The following is a 17,913-nucleotide window of genomic DNA, read 5'->3' as shown; positions in this document are numbered from 1 at the left end:
GTCAGACCTCCAGGAGGGTGTCGAAGGCGGGCGGCAGCCGCTTCCAGGCGTCGCGGCCCGCGGCGTACTCGGTGTCGGTGAGCAGGCAGTGCTCCAGCAGCCGTTCGAGGCCGTCGCGGTCGAGGGCGGGCGACGTGAACACCAGGTGCTGGCAGCAGTCGCCGTGCTCGGGGTGCCAGTCCATCGCCGCGGCGGCCCGGCGCACCGGCGGGACCATCTCCCAGGCCGCGTCCGGCAGCGAGGCGAGCCAGGGGCCCGCGCTCTCCACGCACAGGGCTCCGCCGGCGGCGTCCCAGTGCAGCAGCACATCCGGCTTGTCGGCGAGCCAGAACCGGCCGCGGCTGCGGGCGGCCGCACAGGTGATGTCCTCCAGCGCCTCGTACAGCCGCTCCGGGTGGAAGGGGCGGCACCGGTGCCAGACCAGCGTGGAGACGCCGTGGGCGTCCGCCTCGGCGGGGAGGAGGGCACAGGCGGGGTGCTGGGCGGCGGCCGCGGCCTCCACGTCGAATCCGGCGAGGGCCGCCGCCGCCAAGGGCGAGCGTGCGGACGGCTGCGCGTCGGCTCGCGCACCGCGCTCCGGGCCCGCCGGGTCGCCGTGGCCGATCGGGACCTGGCGGGCCGTCGGATGCAGTTGCGCGAGCAGTTCGCGGTCCTCGTCGTCGGCCTCCTCCGAGTCGGCCACGGCGAGGACGGGGGCGTACTCCAGCTGCCGGGCGAAGGTGTCGGCGACCGTGCGCTGGTCGGTTGCGGCGGCGGCGAGGCCGCGCTCGGCGAGGTCGTCGCCGTTGCCCAGGTACGGCAGGACCAGCGCCGGGTCGACGGCGGTGATGACGCCGGTGACGGTGAGCCCGCCGGCCGTGACGACCTCGGCCATGGCCTTGGGCTCCACCGAGTCCCACAGCTCGACGACCGCGAGCCGCGTGAGACCGTCGTCGGCCAGCCGAAGCAGCTCCGGCACCAGGTCCTCGCGCAGCGCACAGCACGCGCAGTCGTTGACCAGGGGCGCCTCCCCCGCGGCGAGGATCCCGGAGGTGTCACGGATGGTCCGTACGACCGTGCCCGCCGCGGCCGTCGCCAGGTCGTGGTGGAGGACGACGCTGCCCGGCACGTCGGCGAGCAGCCGCTCGACGGCCGCCTTGCGGGCGTCGGCGTGCAGCCCGCCGACGATCACGACGGAGAGCATCAGCCCTTCTTTCCGTACCGGCGCTCGAAGCGCTCCACGCGTCCGGCGGTGTCCAGCACGCGCGCGGTGCCGGTGTAGAAGGGGTGGCTGACGTTGGAGATCTCGACGTCGACGACCGGGTAGGTGTGTCCGTCCTCCCACTCGATCGTCTTCTCGCTCGTCATCGTCGAGCGGGTCAGGAAGGTGTGGTTCGCGGCGCGGTCCCGGAAGACGACCGGGCCGTAGGAGGGGTGGATTCCGTTGCGCATGGCGGTGGTCAGCGCTCCTCTCGGAAGTCGACGTGACGGCGGGCGACCGGGTCGTACTTGCGGAGCGTCATACGGTCCGGGTCGTTGCGGCGGTTCTTGCGGGTGACATAGGTGAAGCCGGTCCCCGCCGTGGACCGGAGCTTGATGACCGGGCGGAGTTCGTTGCGAGCCATGCTGCTATCTTACTGAAAATGAATTCCATTTACATAACCGCTTCGAGAGAGGTGCATCACCCATGTCCGCCCACTGCATGCTGACCGGCGCCCAGCCCGGCTTCGGCAACCGCATCTCCCACTCCCACCGGCGCACTTCGCGCCGCTTCGACCCCAACATCCAGTCCAAGCGCTACTGGCTGCCCAGCGAGGGCCGCAACGTCCGGCTGCGGCTGAGCACGAAGGGGATCAAGACCGTCGACACGATCGGCATCGAGGCAGCCGTGGCGCGGATCCGCGCGCGCGGGGTGCGGGTCTGAGGGGAAACCGCCATGGCGAAGAAGAGCAAGATCGCGAAGAACGAGAAGCGGCAGGAGATCGTCGCCCGGTACGCCGAGCGCCGCGCCGAGCTGAAGGAGATCATCCGGCGCCCGTCCTCGACGGACGCCGAACGGATCGCCGCCCGGCAGGAGCTGAACCGGCAGCCACGGGACGCCAGCGCCACGCGCGTACGCAACCGGGACCAGGTGGACGGGCGGCCGCGCGGCTACTACCGCGCCTTCGGCCTCTCCCGCGTCGGCCTCCGGGAGCAGGCGCACGCCGGGTACCTGCCAGGGGTCCGCAAGTCCTCCTGGTAGCTTGCTGCGGTCGTTGCGTCGACCGCTACAGCTAGGAGCCTCCAGTGACTTCGGCGATCTTCTCGCGCACCACGTCACACCGGCGGATGCGGGTCGCGGCGGCCGCCGCGACCCTGGCGGGCGTACTCGCGCTGACCGCGTGCAGCGGGGACGGCGGCTCCGACGACAACTCGTCGCCGAGCTCCGGCGCCTCGTCGACGGCGACCGCGGACACGGGAGGCGGGACCGGCGGATCGGCCTCCTCGTCGGCCTCCGCTTCCGCCTCGGACGACCTCGCGGGCAGCTGGCTCGCCACCACCAAGGGCAAGGCCGTGGTGCTGATGGTCAATGGCACGGAGGCCGGGCTCTTCGCGACCGGCGGGACCATCTGCAGCGGGACCGCGGGCGAGGAGGACGGCATGCGGATGATCCGCCTCACGTGCACGGACGGCAGCAAGGACCGGCAGACCGGCATGGTCGACTCCGTGAGCAAGACCGGCCTCAAGGTGACATGGGAGGGCGGTCTGGGCACGGAGACGTACACGAAGTCGGAGGGCGGCCAACTGCCGTCCGGGCTGCCGACGGCGAGCCTGGGCTGACCCTCGTCACGGACTCCCGGCTTCGTGCGTGATGATCCACGCACGCGTTCACGCAGCACCCGAGCACTCAAGGACCCCTCATGCGCGCCCTCCCCCTCGCCGCCGCCGTCCTCACCGCGGCCCTCACGCTGACCGCCTGCTCCGACGACGGGGACACCAAGGACAAGGCCGCCACGAGCAGCCCCAAGGGCGTCACCGCCTGCGCGGTCGGCGCGATGACGGTGGAGGTCGGGCCCGCCAACGAGGCCCCCGCCGTCGGGGACACCGGTAACGTGCCCGTCACGATCACCAACGACAGCGGCGCCAAGTGCACCCTCGACGGCCTGCCCTCCGTCACCCTCGGCACGGTCGCCGTCGAGCCGGACCCGTCCGCCAAGGCCACGAAGACGACCCTCGCGAAGGGCGCCGTGACCTCCTTCACGCTCACCTACGTCATGGGCGAGGCGGGCGGTGGCAAGAGCCTCGCCGTGTCGAAGGGGAAGTTCAGCCTGCCCGGCTCCTCCGAGACGTACGACTTCACGTGGTCGTACGGCGATGTCGCGGTCAAGAGCGACGGCAAGACCCCGGACGCCTCGGTGAGCGGGTTCCAGGCGTCCGGCGACTAGGCCTCAGCCGAGCCGTCGGCGGGACTTCACCTGCGCACGGTCCGCCGCCTCCGAGCCCTCGACCCAGCCCGCCTCGTCACTGACACCGCGCAGCCGGGTCGTGGTCGTCTCCGGGAACATCCGGTCGAGGCGGCCGGTGACCGCGACCTCGCGGGTGGCGAGCACCGGGAGCAGGTCGTCGCTCACCTGGGTCTCGGCCGCGGCACGCAGGCGGACCCCCACGCGGTGGGCGTAGGCCGCGAGGAAGGACTGCCGGAAGGTCTTGGTGCGCTTCCGGCCGCCCGCCCGCTGGGCCGCCTCCGCCCTGGTCATCGCCGTCGTGGCCTGGACGAGCAGGGAGGTGTAGAGCAGCTCCACGACCTCCAGATCGGGTTCGAAGCCGACGACCGTGGAGAAGGCGAGCGGTTCGTTCCACACCGCCCGGCAGTGGTTCGCCGTCGCCACCGCGTCCAGCAGCACCGCCTTGGCCTGCTCGTACGGCGGTTCGACCCCGATCCGGCAGGCGCCGGGGGTGTCGTGCGTGGGCGCCTGCGCGTCCAGGAGCGCCTCGTCGACGCTGTGCCGGGCCATCAGCTCCTGTGCCTTGGCGCTGAGCGCCTCCGCCTCCTCCGGGTAGTCCGTCCCCTCCGCCTTCGCGAGCAGCGCGCGGATGCGGGTGAGCATCCGGGACTCGGGGTGCGCGGTGCGGCCGGCCGGTTCGTCGAGGGACTCCAGGGCGGGCAGGCGGAGCAGCAGACGGTACAGCTCCAGGACCGCGGTGGCGCGGGAGAAACGGTCCTGTGCCGGGGCGTCGGCCGTCAGCTCCTCGAGCTGGGCCCGCCAGCGTGGGCCGCGCGCGCGGTCGTCGGGCGCCTGCGCGTGGATCAGCACCGATGCCAGGCGTACGTGTACGTCGTCCAGCTCCCGGCGCACGATCCGTACGACGTCGGCGGGCTGCCAGCCCCGCCGCCAGGCCGCCGCCACGAACTCCCGGCCCCTGCGGTCGAGTTCGACGTCGGCGCTCTTGTCGGCGGCGAGGAGGGAGGCGGCCGTGTCGAGGGCGGAGTCGGCGTCCGTGTAGAGGGCCGCCTCGAAGGCTCGGTCGACGGTACCGGGGGTGCTGCTGCTGGTCACGGAGCGATCGTCTCACTCCCCGAAAATCGGGTGCCGCCGCCCGTGCGGGCTTCGAGCATGGCGCCATGGTGGACATGTCTCTCTACGCGGCCTTCCTCGTGGCCGCTTTCGCGCTCTGTGTGACTCCCGGCCCCGACATGATGTTCATCGTGGCGATGGGCGGACGCGGCGGCCCCGCGGCGGGGGTGATGGCGGCGTTCGGGGTGGCCTGTGCGATGTTCGTGCACACGGTGGCCGCGGCGCTCGGACTGTCGGCACTGTTCCTGGCCCTGCCGACGCTGTACCACGTGCTGCGCTGGGCGGGCGCTGCCTATCTGCTGTACCTCGCGGTGAAGGCGTTCCGGGACCGTTCCCCGATCGGCGAGGGGACCGTGACCGGGCCGGGGATGCGGCGGGCCTTCTGGCAGGGGGCCGTGACCAACCTCCTCAACCCCAAGGTGATCCTCTTCAACGTGGCGTTCCTGCCCCAGTTCGTGGCGCCCGGGAGGGGGCACGTGTGGGAGCAGTTCCTGGTCCTCGGGCTCACGATCACGGTCATGGGCTTCGCGGTGGACGGCTCGATCGGGCTGCTCTCCGGGAAGCTCTCCACGCTGTTGCGGCGCAGTCGCCGGGTGGCGCGGGGGCTCAACATCTTCAGCGGGACGGTGTTCACGGGGCTGGCGGTGCGATTGGTGGCCGCGTCGCCGAAGTAGGGGCACGCACGCGTGGACGGCCCAGATCGTCAACCGCGGGTTGACACCCTTCAACTGTCAACCTACGGTTGACACATGACGACGAACCCCAACATCACGTCATCCGTACGCCTCGACGACCTCATCGCGGCCATCAAGAAGGTCCACGATCAGCCACTCGACCAGCTCGAGGACGCGGTGATCGCAGCCGACCACCTCGGTGACGTGGCCGACCATCTGATCGGCCACTTCGTGGACCAGGCCCGCCGCTCGGGCGCCTCCTGGACGGACATCGGCAAGAGCATGGGCGTCACGCGGCAGGCCGCGCAGAAGCGGTTCGTGCCGAGGGAGGGCGCCGAGCCCGGCGCCAACCAGGACTTCAGCCGCTTCACCACGCGTGCCCGCAACACGGTGATGGCCGCGCACAACGAGGCCGTCGCCGCCCGCAACGCCGAGGGCCGCCCCGAGCACCTGGTCCTCGGCCTGCTGGCCGAACCGGACGCCCTGGCCGCCAAGGCGATCACCGCACAGGGCGTCCTCCTCGACGTCGTACGCCAGGCCGCCACCGCCGCACTGCCACCGGCCGCCGAGGAGGCCCCGGAGCTCGTCCCCTACGGCTCCGACGCCAAGAAGGTCCTGGAACTCACCTTCCGCGAGGCCCTCCGCCTGGGCCACAACTACGTCGGCACCGAGCACATCCTGCTGGCCCTGCTGGAGTTCGAGAACGGCGAGGGCGTGCTGTCGGGCCTCGGCATCACGAAGGAAGCGGCCGAGGAGAACGTGACGACGGCGCTGGCGAGGATCCAGGAAGAGCGGGCCTGATCCCCCTGGTCCGGGGCGCCGCCGCCCGGCGGCGAGCGAAGAGCCGTTGTCAGACCCTCCTGCGAGACTCGCTCCATGACCGACCGCTGGGCTCTCGCTCCGGCCGAGGACGGTGGCGTGGAGATCGCCCCCCTCGGGTCCGACGGGCTGCCCGCCGGACCGGTGCGGCGGGAGGGCGACCTCGCGGGGGCCGTGCGGGGGCGGCCCGAGGTGGCGCGGTGGGTGTGGCGGTCCACGGCCGAGGTGTACCCGCGACTGCTCGCCGCGGGGGTGCGAGTCGAGCGGTGCTACGACATCGAGGACGCCGAGACCCTGCTGCTGGGCCACGCCGGGAGGTACGGCGAGCCGCGCTCGGCCGCCGCCGCCCTGGCCCGGCTGCACGGCGGTCCCGTACCCCCCGACCCGCCACTGCGGTCGGCCGAACCCGGCTCGCAGTCCTCCCTCTTCGAGCCGCAGGCCGTCCACCTGCCGCTCGCCGACCTCCTGGAGGTCTACGCCGACCAGCAGCGCCGCCAGGACGCCACCGCCCATCCCGACCGGATGCGGCTGCTGATCACCGCCGAGTCGGCCGGGATGCTGGTGGCCGCCGAGATGAACCGCGCGGGGCTGCCGTGGAGCGCCGACGTCCACCGTCAGGTGCTGCACGAGATGCTCGGCGAGCGGTACGCCGGCGGCGGTGAGCCCCGGCGCCTCGCCGAACTCGCCGACGAGGTGTCCACGGCCTTCGGGCGCCGGGTCCGGCCCGACCTGCCCGCCGATGTCGTCAAGGCGTTCGCCCAGGCCGGCATCAAGGTGAACTCCACCCGCCGCTGGGAGCTGGAGTCGATCGACCACCCGGCCGTGAAGCCCCTGATCGAGTACAAGAAGCTGTACCGGATCTGGGTCGCCCACGGCTGGTCCTGGCTCCAGGACTGGGTGCGCGAGGGGCGGTTCCGGCCCGAGTTCCTGTGCCACGGCACGGTCACCGGCCGCTGGGTGACCAACGGCGGGGGCGCGCTCCAGATCCCCAAGGTCATCCGCCGGGCCGTCGTCGCCGACCCGGGCTGGCGGCTCGTCGTCGCCGACGCCGACCAGATGGAGCCGCGGGTGCTGGCGGCGATCTCCCGTGACCCCGGGCTGATGGAGGTGGCGGGCCGGGAGACCGACCTCTACCAGTCCGTCTCCGACCGCGCCTTCTCCGGCGACCGCGACCAGGCCAAGCTCGCCGTCCTCGGCGCGGTCTACGGCCAGACCTCCGGCGACGGCCTCAAGAACCTCGCCGCGCTCAGACGCCGCTTCCCCAAGGCGGTGGCGTACGTCGACGACGCGGCCCGCGCGGGCGAGGAGGGGCGGCTCGTGCGGACCTGGCTGGGCCGGACCTGCCCACCGGCGGCGGGCGCGGGCGACGCCGCCGAGGAGGCGGGCATCCCGCAGGAGGACGCACCCGAGACCCCCTCCGACGACGGCTGGGTACCGGGGTACGCCTCCCGCAACGCCCGCGCCCGGGGCCGCTTCGCCCGTAACTTCGTCGTCCAGGGCAGCGCCGCCGACTGGACCCTGCTGCTGCTCGCCGCGCTGCGGCAGACCTGTGCGGACATGGCGGCCGAGCTGGTCTTCTTCCAGCACGACGAGGTGATCGTGCACTGTCCCGAGGAGGAGACGGAGACGGTCGTGGCGGCGATCCGGGAGGCCGCGGACCTGGCGGCCCGGCTGACGTTCGGACAGACGCCGGTGCGGTTCCCGTTCTCGACGTCCGTGGTGGAGTGCTATGCCGACGCCAAGTGACCGGCCAGCTGTGCGGACGCCGAGTGATCAGCCGTCGCCGAGCAGTTCGTGCAGCTCGTCCACGACCGCCTTCTTGTCCGTCCCGTCCAGTGCGGCGAGGGCCGTATGCCACTGCGCGCGCGCCTCCTCGACGCGTCCCCGCTCCCGCAGCACCAGCCCGTACTGGTGGCGGGCGAGACCGCCCACATAGCCGTCGGCGCGGGCGTCCGCACGGCTCAGCAGCTCGGCGCACTCGCTCTCGGCCCGGTCCATGAGGCCCAGCAGCCGCAGCGCCCGCACCAGACCCAGCCGAGACTGGGACTCACCGTGCCAGTCACCGTGGCCGCCGAGGATGCGCCGGCTCTCCTCGAAGTGCGGTACGGCGGCGGCCGGTTCGCCCAGGGTGAGATGGGCGTAGCCGATGTTGCAGTGCGCGGAGTGCTGCACGATGACGTTGCCGATCTCGGCGCCGATGGCGAGCGAGCGCCGGTGCTGCTCGATGGCGGCGCGGGGGTCGGTGTGCTCGTACAGATTGCCGAGGTGGCCGTAGGTCACGGCCTCGCCCCAGGGGTCGTCCAACTGCCGTGACAGCTCGAGGCTCTGGCGCAGCGCCTCCCCGGACTCCTCGTACCGGCCGAGGTTCTCCAGCAGCAGGCCCCGGTTGCCGAGGCAGCGCCGGATCCTGGAGAGCACGCCGAGTCGCCGCCACAGGGCGAGGGAGTCGTCGGTGCGGGCGAGGGACTCGCCGTGCCGGCCGGTGAGGAAGTACAGGCCGGCGAGGTCGATCAGCGCGTACGCCTCGGCGACCTCGTCCCCGAAGCGCCGCGCCAGCCGGAGCGCGGCCTGCCCGAGCGCCTCCATCTCGGAGACCCGGCCGCCGCGTTGGAGGTAGGGGAAGAAGAGCCGCAGGAGGGTGGCGACATGGGCGGCGGTGCGGTCGTCGGGGGCGTCCGCGTACCGCTCGACCAGGGCGACGATGTTCTCCAGCTCCGCCGTGGCCCAGGCGAAGGCCTCCTCGGAGGAGGCGAAGGCGGGCACGGACAGCACGTGTGCCGTGTGCTCGGGCGGCTGCGCGGCGGTGGGGCGGCGGCGGTCGTCCTGGTCGAGGCCGGGCTCGACAATCGCGGTGAGGGTGCGTTCGACGACGGCCGTGTACCAGCGCACCGCGGTGCGGGCGACGTCCGGGGCGTGCCGGGTGTCCGCCAGTTCGCGGGCGAAGTCGCGGACCAGGTCGTGCGGGGCGTAGCGGCCGTACGCCGTCTCGTCCAGGAGCGCCACGTCGACGAGTCGGTCGAGCGCGGCCTCGGCACGGTCGGTCTCGGTGCCGAGGAGCCGGGCGATGAGGGGCGCGCCGTACGTGGGCAGGTCGAGGGCGCCGAGGCGGCGCAGCGCGAGGGCGGCGTCGCGGTCGGTGCGCCGGCCGGAGGCGGCGAGCGCGTCGTGGGCGACGGCCAGGGAGCGGCGTACGGACAGGTCGTCGTACTCCAGGTGCCGCAACCTGTCCTCGGTGGCGGCCAGTTGGTCGGCCAGCACATCGGGGGTGAGGGCGCGTCGCGCGGCCAGGCGGGCGGCGACGATGCGCAGGGCGAGCGGGAGGCGGCCGGTGAGTTCGACGAGGGGATGGCCGGCGTCGATGCGGTCGGCGTCCTCGCCGCTGCCGGTGCCGTCGTCGCCCTCGCGGCCGGACACCGTCCGGAGCAGCGCGGCGCTGTCCTCCGCCGACAGCGGGGCGAGCGGGAATCGGCGGGCGCCGTCGAGGGCGGTCAGCGGGGAGCGGCTGGTGACGATCACCGCGCAGCCGGTGCCGGCCGGCAGCAACTGCCGTACCTGCGCGGCGGTCGCGGCGTCGTCCAGCACCATGAGCGTGCGTGTCGGGGCGAGCAGGGAGCGCAACAACGCGGCTGCCGCGTCCGGGTGTTCGGGGATGGCACGGGGGTCGGCGCCCAGGTCGCACAGGAGTGCGGTGAGCGCCTGGGACGGCGTGAGGGGGGTCATGCCGGGGGTGGCGCCGTGCAGGTTGACGTACAGCTGGCCGTCGGGGAAGCGTTCCCGCAGGCCGTGGGCGACGTGCAGGGCGAGTGCGCTCTTGCCCACACCGGCCATGCCGCTGATGACGGCGACGGCGGTGGGCGCGTCGGACAGGGTCTGCCGTACGGCGTCGAGGACGGCTGTGCGGCCGGTGAAGTGGGCCGGCGGCGGCGGGAGTTGGGCAGGGCGGGGCGGGCCGGTGGGCATCCCCCCGGGCTCGGCGTCGACGGCTCCGGACTCGGCGTCGGCGGTTCCGGATGCGGTCGCCGTGTCCTCGGCCCCGCCGTCCTCACCGACGACCGGCACGCCCCCGGCCGCACCAGCCGCACCCTCGCCTCCTCCCCCTCCGCTCCCGTCGCTCCCCTCACTCCCGGCGGACGCCCCCGTCGCCTCCCGCAACACCTCGACATGCGCCTCCCGCACCCCCGCCCCCGGCTCCACGCCGAGCTCCTCGACCAGCCGCGTCCGCAGATCCCGGTGGACGGCCAGCGCCTCCGCCTGCCGCCCCGTCCGATGGAGGGCCAGCATCAGCTGGCGGTGGAAGGCCTCGCGCAGCGGATGTTCGGCGGCCAGGGACGTCAGTTCCAGGACCAGACCGTCGAGCCGGTCACCGACGGCGAGCTCGGCGTCGTAGCGCCACTCCAGAAGCAGCAGCCGCGCCTCCCGCAGCCGCTGCGCGAAGGCGTATCCGCCCAGCTCGGCCGGGAGACCGCTGAGCGGCGAGCCGCGCCACAGCGCGAGTCCCTCGGCGCACGCGCGCACCGTCCGCGCCCAGTCCCGCCCGGCGTGCGCGGCGCGCGCCTCGGCGACGTGGGTGTCGAAGACATGGACGTCCAGTTCGCCCTGCTCGACCCGGAGCAGATAGCCGGGCGGTACGGCCCGCAGCCGCTCGGGGTCGTCGAGCAGTCGTCGCAGCCGGGTGACGTGGTTGTGCAGCGAGGCGTGGGCGGAGGCGGGCGGGGCCCCGCCCCACAGCGCGTCCTTGAGGGCGTCGACCGAGACGGTACGGCCCGCCTCGAGAAGCAGCGCGGCCAGCAGCGTGCGCACCTTGGGGCTGCCCACCACCCGGGTCGTGCCGGCGTCGTAGAGAACCGGCGGCCCCAGCAGTCCGAACCGCAGCTCGCACGGCTTCACACCGAACCACTGCCTTCCCACGCGCCGCACCCGGCCGCGCTCCGCACTCGAAAACCCACCGCTTCTGGCGGGATTCCGCCCTCTGTGCGGCGGTTTCCCGCCACGTACCGCCGACCGGCGATCCGGCCGGAATCCGCTACCGTACCGGCCGTCCGAGGCCGCCGCCGGGCGATTTCGCGCCAATCGGCCGGCGACCCCGCAGAGGACCACTGGCCACATGTTAGCGATCTGTTGGTGCCGCCTGATGTGATCACTTCATCGGATCTGGCCCGAGGGTGCGCGCGTACGACGCGTTGCTCGGGGGAGTGTCGCCGTCGTGGCCGGATCCGGGGACGCGAGAGGGCCCCGGTCGCCGGAGGTGAGCGACCGGGGCCCTCGTCCCTTCTCAGATGACGGGCGGACGTCCCAGCCGTGTGAGCCGCCAGACCGTGCGCCAGCGCATGGGCCGCCGCTCCCCCGCCGGCTCCCGTATCCCTTCCGCGAACCCGCCGAACCAGGCGCGCAGCCCGGCCGTCGACCGGTTCCGTACGAGCGTGAGCAGCACCCAGACCCCGAGATGGACCGGGATGAGCGCGAGCGGCAGCCGGCGCCGGGCCAGCCAGACGCGGTTGCGGGCGTTCACGCGGTAGTAGACGGCGTGCCGGGCGGGCGAGGTCTTCGGGTGCTGGAGCAGCAGTTCGGGCGCGTAGAGGATCCGCCAGCCCGCGTCGGCGGCCCGCCATGCCAGGTCGGTCTCCTCGTGCGCGAAGAAGAACCGGGCCGGCCAGTCCCCGATCTCGTCGAGCATCGCCATGCGGAAGCCGTGCCCGCCGCCGAGGAAGCCGGTCACATATCCGCCCCGCAGCGGATCGGAGGCGCCGACCCGGGGCACGTGCCGCTGCTGGGTCTCCCCGAGCTCGTCGGCGATCCGGAAGCCCACGACGCCGAGTTGCCCGTCGGCGGCGAACAACTCCCGCACGCGCCGCAGCACATCGGCGTCGACGAGCAGCCCGTCGTCGTCCAGCTCGACGACCACGTCGACGTCCCCGAACTCCCGCAGCCGCGCGAGCCCGACGTTGCGCCCGCCGGGACAGCCGAGGTTCTCCTCCAGCTCCACGACGGTGACTTCACCGGGCAGCGACAGCCGCTCGGCGAACTCCGGCAGCCGGCAGCCGTTCCCGACGATCACGATCCGGGCGGGCGCCACATCCTGCTTGGCCACGGACTCCAGCAGGGCGTCGACCTCCTCCGGCCGATTCCCCATGGTCACGACGGCGACGGCGACGCGTAGCGCCTCCCCCATGCCCTCACCTCATCCCGGCTCGCAAGTACCGCCGCGATGCTAGCCGTTCACGGTAAGGACGTCTCATGTACGCGGGTTCGCAGCGTGATCCGCGCGCCGGTTCTCCTTCCGGCGTACGAACTTCAGCCCCGACCAGTCCTCCCCCAGCGCCGCCACCTTCACGTCGACGACACCGAGCGGGAGGAAGATCTCCCGCAGACCGTTCTCGCCGATGTCGCTGACATGCCCGGCCGCCTTCCGGGGCCAGGCGATCCACAGCATGGCGTCGTCGGCGAGGTCGTCCACGAGCCGGGCCGCCTCGGCCGCCAGTTCCCGTCGCTCCCGGTAGAAGGCGACGCCGACATCGACCCCGCCCGGCCCGCCCTCCACGACCTCGCACCCCTCGGGCAGCCCGGGAATGTCCCACGCCTCGGGCGCGTGCCGCAGCCCCACCCGCTGTCCGTCCTTGATGCCGATCTTCCGGGCGAGGGGCGTACCGGAGTATCCGCTCGTCACGCACATCACCTCCGCTCCCGCGGGTGAACCGTCAGCGCCCTCCCTGGTCGTCCGCCCGCCCCGGGAGGTCCTGCTCCGCCCAGATGATCTTTCCGGACCGGGTGTAGCGGGTCCCCCAGCGCCGGGTCATCTGAGCGACCAGGAACAGCCCCCTGCCGCCCTCGTCGGTCGTCCGCGCATGGCCCATCCGGGGCGAGGTGTTGCTGGCGTCGGACACCTCGCAGATCAACTTGTCGTGCCGGACCATCCGCAGTCTGACGGGCCCGGTGCCGTGCCGGATGGCGTTGGTGACCAACTCGCTGACCACCAGTTCCGTGGTCATCGCCAGGTCGTCCAGCTGCCATCCGAGCAGCTGGCGCACGACCAGCTTCCTGGCGCTCGCGACGATCGCCGGATCCGTCGGCAGGTCCCACGAGGCGACCCGGTCGGTGCCCAGCGCATGCGGCCGGGCCAGCAGGAGGGCCACGTCGTCGGTCTGCGGACCGGTCAGCAGATTGCTCACGACCGCCGAGCACAGCTCCTCCAGCGGCAGGCCGGACTGCGCCAGCACATCGCTGAGGCGGGACAGCCCGACGTCGATGTCCTGGTCGCTGCTCTCGATGAGGCCGTCGGTGTAGAGGGCGATCAGGCTCCCCTCGGGCAGGGAGATCTCGGCGGACTCGAAGGGCAGCGAGCCGAGACCCAGCGGAGGGCCCGCCGGAAGATCCGGGAAGAAGACCTTGCCGCCGGGGGTGACCACGGCGGGCGGCGGATGCCCCGCCCGGGCCATGGTGCACAGCTGGGTGACCGGGTCGTAGATGGCGTAGAGGCAGGTGGCGCCCAGTACCGCCGTGGCGATGGGCTCGTCGTCGCCGCCCTTCTCCTCCGTCAGGCGGATCACCAGGTCGTCCAGGTGGGCCAGCAGCTCGTCGGGCGGCAGGTCCATGTCGGCGAGCGTCTGTACGGCGGTACGCAGTCTGCCCATGGTCGCCGCGGCGTTGAGGCCGTGCCCGACGACGTCACCGACGACCAGGGCGACCCGGGCGCCGGACAGCTGGATCACATCGAACCAGTCGCCGCTCACCCCGCCCCGGGCGTCGGCCGGCAGATAGCGCGAGGCCACCTCCATGGCGGTCCCGCCGTTCAGCCCCTGTGGGAGCAGACTCCGCTGGAGGGCCAGCGCCGCGGCATGTTCACGGGTGTAGCGGCGGGCGTTCTCCACCCACACCGCGGCCCGGCCGACCAGCTCCTCGGCGAGGAGCAGATCGTCCTCCTCGAAGGGCCGCGGATGCTCCGTGCGGATGAAGGTCGCCACTCCCAGCACGGTGCCGCGCGCGGACAACGGCACCCACATCACCGAGTGCATCCCGAACTCCGCGATGCTCTTGGCCCGTGCCGGGTCCTGCGCGATCCACGGGGCGGTGGCCGGGGCGAGGGAGGGTTCCAGCACCGCCCTGCCGCTGACCATGGTCGCGAAGTACGGCGAGGACTCGGGTGCGTCGATCAAGTCGCCGGTGGTGACCACCGACTCCGGGCAGCCCTCGTGGATGGACTGCTGTCCGGCACGCCGCACCAGAAACGCGCTGCCGGCCGGCCCCGAACCGGGCTCGTCGCCCTGCAGCACCGCTTCCAGCAGATCGACGGTCACGAAGTCGGCGAGCCGCGGTACCGAGAAGTCGGCCAGCTCCTGGGCGGTCCGCATCACGTTCAGCGTGCCGCCGATGCAGGCGCTGGCCTCACTGAGCAGGGCCAGCCGTTCGCGGGCCCGCCATCGGTCGGTGACGTCCATGCCCATGTAGCAGACGCCCAGCGGGTTGCCGTCCGGGGCGTCGAGCCGAAAGAAGGACGTGGAGTAGGCATGTTCCTGGTGCGGATCCGCCCAGGTCCAGCCCCGGTACTCGTAGTCGATGACCGGCACGCCGGTCTCCAGCACCTGCCGCATCTTCGCTTCGAGCGCCTCGGTGTTCAGCCCCGGCAGCGAGTCCGACATCCGGTGCCCGAACCGCTCCTCGCGCGGCACACCGCCGTAGCGCTCCAGGGTGTCGTTCATCCACACGTACCGCAGGTCCGGGCTGAGCATGGCCATGCCGAGCGGGGAGCGGGTGAGAAAGGCCTCCAGCACCTCCCCGCTGACCGCCCAGGTCGGGGCCTTCGACACGTCGATCGCCGATACGAGCCAGGCCTTGCGGTCGTCGGTGTCGGACATCGCGGTCACCCGCAGCCCGACCTCGAGGCGGCGGCCGTCACGGTGGCGGGCGCCCACCAGGCCGACCCAGCTCTCCCGGCTCCCGCACTCCTCGGCGACCTCGGCCGCTCGTGACGCGTCCTCGGACCGGGCCAGCAAAGTGGCGGCGGAGCGGTCGAGGACCTCCGCCGCGCGGTATCCCAGGAGCCGCTCGGCGGCCCCCGTCCAGCCGATGACCGTGCCTTTCGCGTCGATCACCGCGGCAGCCACATTCGCCATCTCGAACGGTCCATGCGTTCCGTCCGGTGTGACCTCCTCGGGGACCTTCATGTCAGCCGTCCCATCTGGAGGGTGGCATATGGGCCATTCTATGGCGTAGCCCCCGGCACTGCTCCTTCCGGACCGCTCCCGGACCGCGCTACTCCTGGCCCTCGCCGGTGATGAGCCGGGCGATCATCAGCGCCACCAGGATGATCGCGCCGTAGATGGCCTGGATCCAGAAGGACGACACCTGCGCCAGCGTGAGCAGGTTCTCCAGCATGCCCAGCAGCAGGACCCCCAGCAGCGCCCCGGCCAGGGATCCCTTGCCGCCGCTCAGACTGATGCCGCCGATGACGGCGGCCGCGAACACGGTGAAGATCAGGCCCTGTCCCTGATTGGCGTTGATCGCCCCGACCCGCCCGGCGATCACGAGGCCGGCCACCGCGGCCAGGGTCCCGCCGATGACCAGGACTCCCCAGGCCACCCGTTCGACCCGGATACCGGCCGCCCGCGCCGCGGGGGCGTTGCCGCCCACCGCGTACACCGCGCGTCCCAGCCGGTGGTGGCGCAGCACCCACCCGGCGCCGGCGAAACAGGCTCCGGTCACCCACACGGAGACGGGGACGCCGAGCCAGGTGTCGGAGCCGAGCGCCAGGAACGCGGCTGGGGCGTCGAACAGGGTCTTGCCGGACACCATGCCGACCAGGACTCCGCGCAGCACGATGTTCATCGCCAGGGTCACGATGAAGCCGTTGAGCTGGAGCTTGACGATCAGCAGACCGTTCACGGCCCCGATCAGCGCCCCCGTGAGCGGAATGATCAGCAGGCCGCACCAGGTGGGCAGTTCGCTGCCGAACCCCGCCGAGACGGCCGGGATCACGGCCATGAAGCCGAGGGCCGGGGCGAGTCCCGCGATCGACTCCAGCGAGAGGTCCATCTTGCCGCTGATCAGGATCATCGCCTCGGCGAGCACCAGCAGTCCGAGCGCCGAGGAGGCGCTGAGCACGTTCAGCAGGTTGTCCCGCTCCAGGAAGCTCTCGTTGCCGACCGCGCCGATGACCAGCAGCAGGAGCACCGCGGGCAGCAGCGCGAGGTCGCGGATCCGGCCCAGGGCGATCGTCCGGACGGGGCGGCGGACCGCGGTGTCCGGCCCGCCGCCGGTCGTCGGGGCGCTTTTCGTCGGGCCGCCTTTCGCAGGGCCGTCGGTCGGGCCGTCCGGCGTGGTGTCATTCATGGCCGGTGCCGACCCCTTCGATCGAGGCCACCAGTTCTTCGTCGGTCCAGCCGACGGCGTACTCGGCGGCGAGAGAGCCGTTGAACATCACCAGGACGCGGTCGCAGCTCCGCAGGTCCGCCGGCTCGTCCGAGACGACGAGTGCCGCGCGTCCAGCGGCCCTGGCCCGGTCGACGACCGCCAGCAGCGCCCGCTTGGACTGCACGTCGACACCCGCGGTCGGGTTGATGAGCACCAGTACCGCCGGGTCGGTGGCCAGCGCCCGGCCCATGACGACCTTCTGCTGGTTGCCGCCCGAGAGGTCCTTGACCGGCTGGTGCGGGCCGTCCGTCGTGATGTCGAGACCGGTGATCGTCCGGCGGGCGAAGGCATCCCGGGCCGGGCGCGAGATCACGCCGAGGCGCCCCAGCCGGTCCATGATGCTCAGCGAGGCGTTCTCGGCCACCGACAGTTCCGGTACGAGCCCTTCATGGTGCCGGTCGCGCGGCACACACCCCACGCCCGCCGCGAGCGCCGAAGGGACGCTGCCCGGCCGCGTCGGCCGGCCGAGGACCTCGATCCGCCCGCTGTCCGGCCGGTACAGCCCGGCCAGCGCCTCGGCGACCTGATGGCTCCCGGAGCCCGCGAGCCCGGCCAGCCCCACCGTCTCCCCGGACCGGACGGTGAAGCTGACGTCCGTGAAATGCGGGCCGCTCAGCCGGTCCACCCGTACGGCCACGGGCGCGTCCGGCGCCTGCGACCGGACCGTGCCGGAGCCGGGGACCACGGCCGTGCCCCGCCCTCCGGTCATCGCCTCGACGAGTTCGGTCCTGCCCAGCTCGCCCACGGGCGCCGTGGTGATCCAGCGGGCGTCGCGGAAGACGGTGACGGCCTGGCAGACGGCGTAGACCTCCTCCAGATGGTGGGAGATGTAGAGGAAGGTGATCCCGGCCCGCTGCAACCGCCGGACATGGGTGAACAGGCGGTCGATGGCCCGGCTGTCCAGCTGGGCGGTCGGCTCGTCCAGAATGATGAACCGGGTGCCGCGGGAGATGGACCTGGCGATCTCCACCATCTTGGCGTCCTCGACGGTGAGCCTGCCGGCCGGCACGTTCTCGTCGACCTCCACGCCCCACTCGCCCAGCAGCTCGCGGGCCGCCGCGCGCATCCGCCGCCAGCTGATCACCTGGCCGCGGACCGTGGGCTGCCGGTTGACGTACAGGTTCTCGGCGACCGTGAGATCCGGGATGATCGTCGACTGCTGGTAGACGCAGGCGACCCGCCGCTGCCACGCCTCGCGGTCCGCCGGGGCGGGCGCGGGTTCGCCGTCGAACAGGACGACGCCGCGGTCCGGCCGCTGCATGCCGGTCAGGATGGCCACCAGGGTCGACTTGCCGGCCCCGTTACGGCCGACCAGGGCGTGCGACTCACCGGTCCGGACGGTGATCCGCGCATCGTCCAGGGCCACGGTGGGCCCGTAGCGCTTGTGGATCCCGTGGGCCTCGGCCACGGCGCGGCGGCCGGTGCCCTCGGCGCGGGGGTCGGTCGGTGGCATCCGGTTCATCGCGGTCTCGCTTTCCTGA

17 protein-coding genes are annotated in these 17,913 nt (G+C 72.7%); 7 read left to right on the top strand and 10 right to left on the bottom strand.

Translation table 11 applies throughout. The features are described 5' to 3' along the window. Position 1 precedes the first annotated feature (1 nt). From ACIOHP_RS06990 to rpmG, 3 genes are read right to left on the bottom strand one after another with little or no spacing between them, the layout of a single operon-like run. Complete coding sequence (locus ACIOHP_RS06990; RefSeq protein WP_401884015.1) at positions 2 to 1,183, bottom strand: CobW family GTP-binding protein; 1,182 nt, start codon at positions 1,181 to 1,183, stop codon at positions 2 to 4. Then, positions 1,183 to 1,431, bottom strand: a complete 249-nt coding sequence (locus ACIOHP_RS06985; protein WP_361484509.1) for a type B 50S ribosomal protein L31 — start codon at positions 1,429 to 1,431, stop codon at positions 1,183 to 1,185. Before ACIOHP_RS06985 ends, ACIOHP_RS06990 begins: the two co-directional genes overlap by 1 nt. An 8-nt stretch (positions 1,432 to 1,439) precedes the next feature. Then, a complete protein-coding gene (rpmG, locus tag ACIOHP_RS06980; protein ID WP_046260352.1) occupies positions 1,440 to 1,604 on the bottom strand; it encodes a 50S ribosomal protein L33 in 165 nt (54 codons plus the stop codon). Between the two features lie 62 nt (positions 1,605 to 1,666). Between rpmG and rpmB the strand changes: the two genes are divergently transcribed. The 4 genes from rpmB to ACIOHP_RS06960 all read left to right on the top strand — a co-directional run bounded on the left by rpmB (position 1,667) and on the right by ACIOHP_RS06960 (position 3,404). Beyond that, complete coding sequence (gene rpmB / locus ACIOHP_RS06975) at positions 1,667 to 1,903, top strand: 50S ribosomal protein L28 (RefSeq protein WP_046260351.1); 237 nt, start codon at positions 1,667 to 1,669, stop codon at positions 1,901 to 1,903. Between the two features lie 12 nt (positions 1,904 to 1,915). After that, positions 1,916 to 2,221, top strand: coding sequence for a 30S ribosomal protein S14 (gene rpsN, locus ACIOHP_RS06970; RefSeq protein WP_361552814.1), 306 nt, complete (start codon positions 1,916 to 1,918; stop codon positions 2,219 to 2,221). 44 nt (positions 2,222 to 2,265) lie between these two features. Continuing rightward, on the top strand, positions 2,266 to 2,799 hold the full coding sequence (locus tag ACIOHP_RS06965; RefSeq protein ID WP_361552817.1) for a hypothetical protein: 534 nt from the start codon (positions 2,266 to 2,268) through the stop codon (positions 2,797 to 2,799). A gap of 80 nt (positions 2,800 to 2,879) precedes the next feature. Continuing rightward, the gene (locus tag ACIOHP_RS06960; RefSeq protein WP_401884012.1) at positions 2,880 to 3,404 is read left to right on the top strand and encodes a DUF4232 domain-containing protein; all 525 of its coding nucleotides are present in this window, start codon (positions 2,880 to 2,882) and stop codon (positions 3,402 to 3,404) included. A gap of 3 nt (positions 3,405 to 3,407) precedes the next feature. Here ACIOHP_RS06960 and ACIOHP_RS06955 read toward each other — a convergent pair whose 3' ends face one another. Further along, positions 3,408 to 4,517 (bottom strand): DUF2786 domain-containing protein, encoded by a 1,110-nt coding sequence (locus ACIOHP_RS06955; RefSeq protein WP_401884010.1) that lies wholly within the window; start codon positions 4,515 to 4,517, stop codon positions 3,408 to 3,410. 65 nt (positions 4,518 to 4,582) lie between these two features. Here ACIOHP_RS06955 and ACIOHP_RS06950 point away from each other — a divergent pair, with 65 nt between their 5' ends. The 3 genes from ACIOHP_RS06950 to ACIOHP_RS06940 all read left to right on the top strand — a co-directional run bounded on the left by ACIOHP_RS06950 (position 4,583) and on the right by ACIOHP_RS06940 (position 7,774). Continuing rightward, the gene (locus ACIOHP_RS06950; protein ID WP_401884008.1) at positions 4,583 to 5,209 is read left to right on the top strand and encodes a LysE family translocator; all 627 of its coding nucleotides are present in this window, start codon (positions 4,583 to 4,585) and stop codon (positions 5,207 to 5,209) included. Positions 5,210 to 5,284: 75 nt separating this feature from the next. Beyond that, entirely contained in the window at positions 5,285 to 6,010 is a 726-nt protein-coding gene (locus tag ACIOHP_RS06945; RefSeq protein ID WP_401884006.1) for a Clp protease N-terminal domain-containing protein, read from the top strand. A gap of 75 nt (positions 6,011 to 6,085) precedes the next feature. Beyond that, positions 6,086 to 7,774, top strand: a complete 1,689-nt coding sequence (locus ACIOHP_RS06940) for a bifunctional 3'-5' exonuclease/DNA polymerase (protein WP_401884004.1) — start codon at positions 6,086 to 6,088, stop codon at positions 7,772 to 7,774. A gap of 27 nt (positions 7,775 to 7,801) precedes the next feature. Here ACIOHP_RS06940 and ACIOHP_RS06935 read toward each other — a convergent pair whose 3' ends face one another. From ACIOHP_RS06935 to ACIOHP_RS06910, 6 genes are all read right to left on the bottom strand, one after another. Continuing rightward, a complete protein-coding gene (locus ACIOHP_RS06935) occupies positions 7,802 to 10,915 on the bottom strand; it encodes a BTAD domain-containing putative transcriptional regulator (RefSeq protein WP_401884143.1) in 3,114 nt (1,037 codons plus the stop codon). A 385-nt stretch (positions 10,916 to 11,300) separates the two neighbouring features. Then, entirely contained in the window at positions 11,301 to 12,197 is an 897-nt protein-coding gene (locus ACIOHP_RS06930) for a glycosyltransferase family 2 protein (protein WP_401884002.1), read from the bottom strand. Between the two features lie 63 nt (positions 12,198 to 12,260). Further along, a complete protein-coding gene (locus ACIOHP_RS06925) occupies positions 12,261 to 12,698 on the bottom strand; it encodes a DUF3052 domain-containing protein (protein ID WP_401884000.1) in 438 nt (145 codons plus the stop codon). Between the two features lie 25 nt (positions 12,699 to 12,723). Beyond that, the gene (locus ACIOHP_RS06920) at positions 12,724 to 15,186 is read right to left on the bottom strand and encodes a SpoIIE family protein phosphatase (protein ID WP_401883998.1); all 2,463 of its coding nucleotides are present in this window, start codon (positions 15,184 to 15,186) and stop codon (positions 12,724 to 12,726) included. Between the two features lie 88 nt (positions 15,187 to 15,274). Continuing rightward, positions 15,275 to 16,351: an ABC transporter permease gene (locus ACIOHP_RS06915; protein WP_401883996.1), complete on the bottom strand. Its 1,077-nt coding sequence runs from the start codon at positions 16,349 to 16,351 to the stop codon at positions 15,275 to 15,277. Beyond that, on the bottom strand, positions 16,344 to 17,894 hold the full coding sequence (locus ACIOHP_RS06910; protein ID WP_401883994.1) for a sugar ABC transporter ATP-binding protein: 1,551 nt from the start codon (positions 17,892 to 17,894) through the stop codon (positions 16,344 to 16,346). The genes ACIOHP_RS06915 and ACIOHP_RS06910 overlap by 8 nt, the downstream gene beginning before the upstream one ends. Positions 17,895 to 17,913: the final 19 nt, after the last annotated feature.

The sequence above is a fragment of the Streptomyces sp. NPDC087859 genome (assembly GCF_044742595.1).
Classification (GTDB): Bacteria; Actinomycetota; Actinomycetes; order Streptomycetales; family Streptomycetaceae; genus Streptomyces; species Streptomyces canus_F.
Note: the sequence above shows the minus strand (reverse complement) of the source record. Positions and strands in the feature narration are given on the sequence as shown.

What these genes read in the sequence shown, in the direction of transcription:
- ACIOHP_RS06910 (WP_401883994.1), bottom strand. Translation starts at nt 17,894, where the DNA reads ATGAACCGGATGCCACCGACCGACCCCCGCGCCGAGGGCACCGGCCGC.
- rpmG (WP_046260352.1), bottom strand. Translation starts at nt 1,604, where the DNA reads ATGGCTCGCAACGAACTCCGCCCGGTCATCAAGCTCCGGTCCACGGCG.
- ACIOHP_RS06925 (WP_401884000.1), bottom strand. Translation starts at nt 12,698, where the DNA reads ATGTGCGTGACGAGCGGATACTCCGGTACGCCCCTCGCCCGGAAGATC.
- rpsN (WP_361552814.1), top strand. Translation starts at nt 1,916, where the DNA reads ATGGCGAAGAAGAGCAAGATCGCGAAGAACGAGAAGCGGCAGGAGATC.
- ACIOHP_RS06960 (WP_401884012.1), top strand. Translation starts at nt 2,880, where the DNA reads ATGCGCGCCCTCCCCCTCGCCGCCGCCGTCCTCACCGCGGCCCTCACG.
- ACIOHP_RS06950 (WP_401884008.1), top strand. Translation starts at nt 4,583, where the DNA reads ATGGTGGACATGTCTCTCTACGCGGCCTTCCTCGTGGCCGCTTTCGCG.
- ACIOHP_RS06985 (WP_361484509.1), bottom strand. Translation starts at nt 1,431, where the DNA reads ATGCGCAACGGAATCCACCCCTCCTACGGCCCGGTCGTCTTCCGGGAC.
- ACIOHP_RS06990 (WP_401884015.1), bottom strand. Translation starts at nt 1,183, where the DNA reads ATGCTCTCCGTCGTGATCGTCGGCGGGCTGCACGCCGACGCCCGCAAG.
- ACIOHP_RS06930 (WP_401884002.1), bottom strand. Translation starts at nt 12,197, where the DNA reads ATGGGGGAGGCGCTACGCGTCGCCGTCGCCGTCGTGACCATGGGGAAT.
- ACIOHP_RS06940 (WP_401884004.1), top strand. Translation starts at nt 6,086, where the DNA reads ATGACCGACCGCTGGGCTCTCGCTCCGGCCGAGGACGGTGGCGTGGAG.
- ACIOHP_RS06915 (WP_401883996.1), bottom strand. Translation starts at nt 16,351, where the DNA reads ATGAATGACACCACGCCGGACGGCCCGACCGACGGCCCTGCGAAAGGC.
- ACIOHP_RS06945 (WP_401884006.1), top strand. Translation starts at nt 5,285, where the DNA reads ATGACGACGAACCCCAACATCACGTCATCCGTACGCCTCGACGACCTC.
- rpmB (WP_046260351.1), top strand. Translation starts at nt 1,667, where the DNA reads ATGTCCGCCCACTGCATGCTGACCGGCGCCCAGCCCGGCTTCGGCAAC.
- ACIOHP_RS06920 (WP_401883998.1), bottom strand. Translation starts at nt 15,186, where the DNA reads ATGAAGGTCCCCGAGGAGGTCACACCGGACGGAACGCATGGACCGTTC.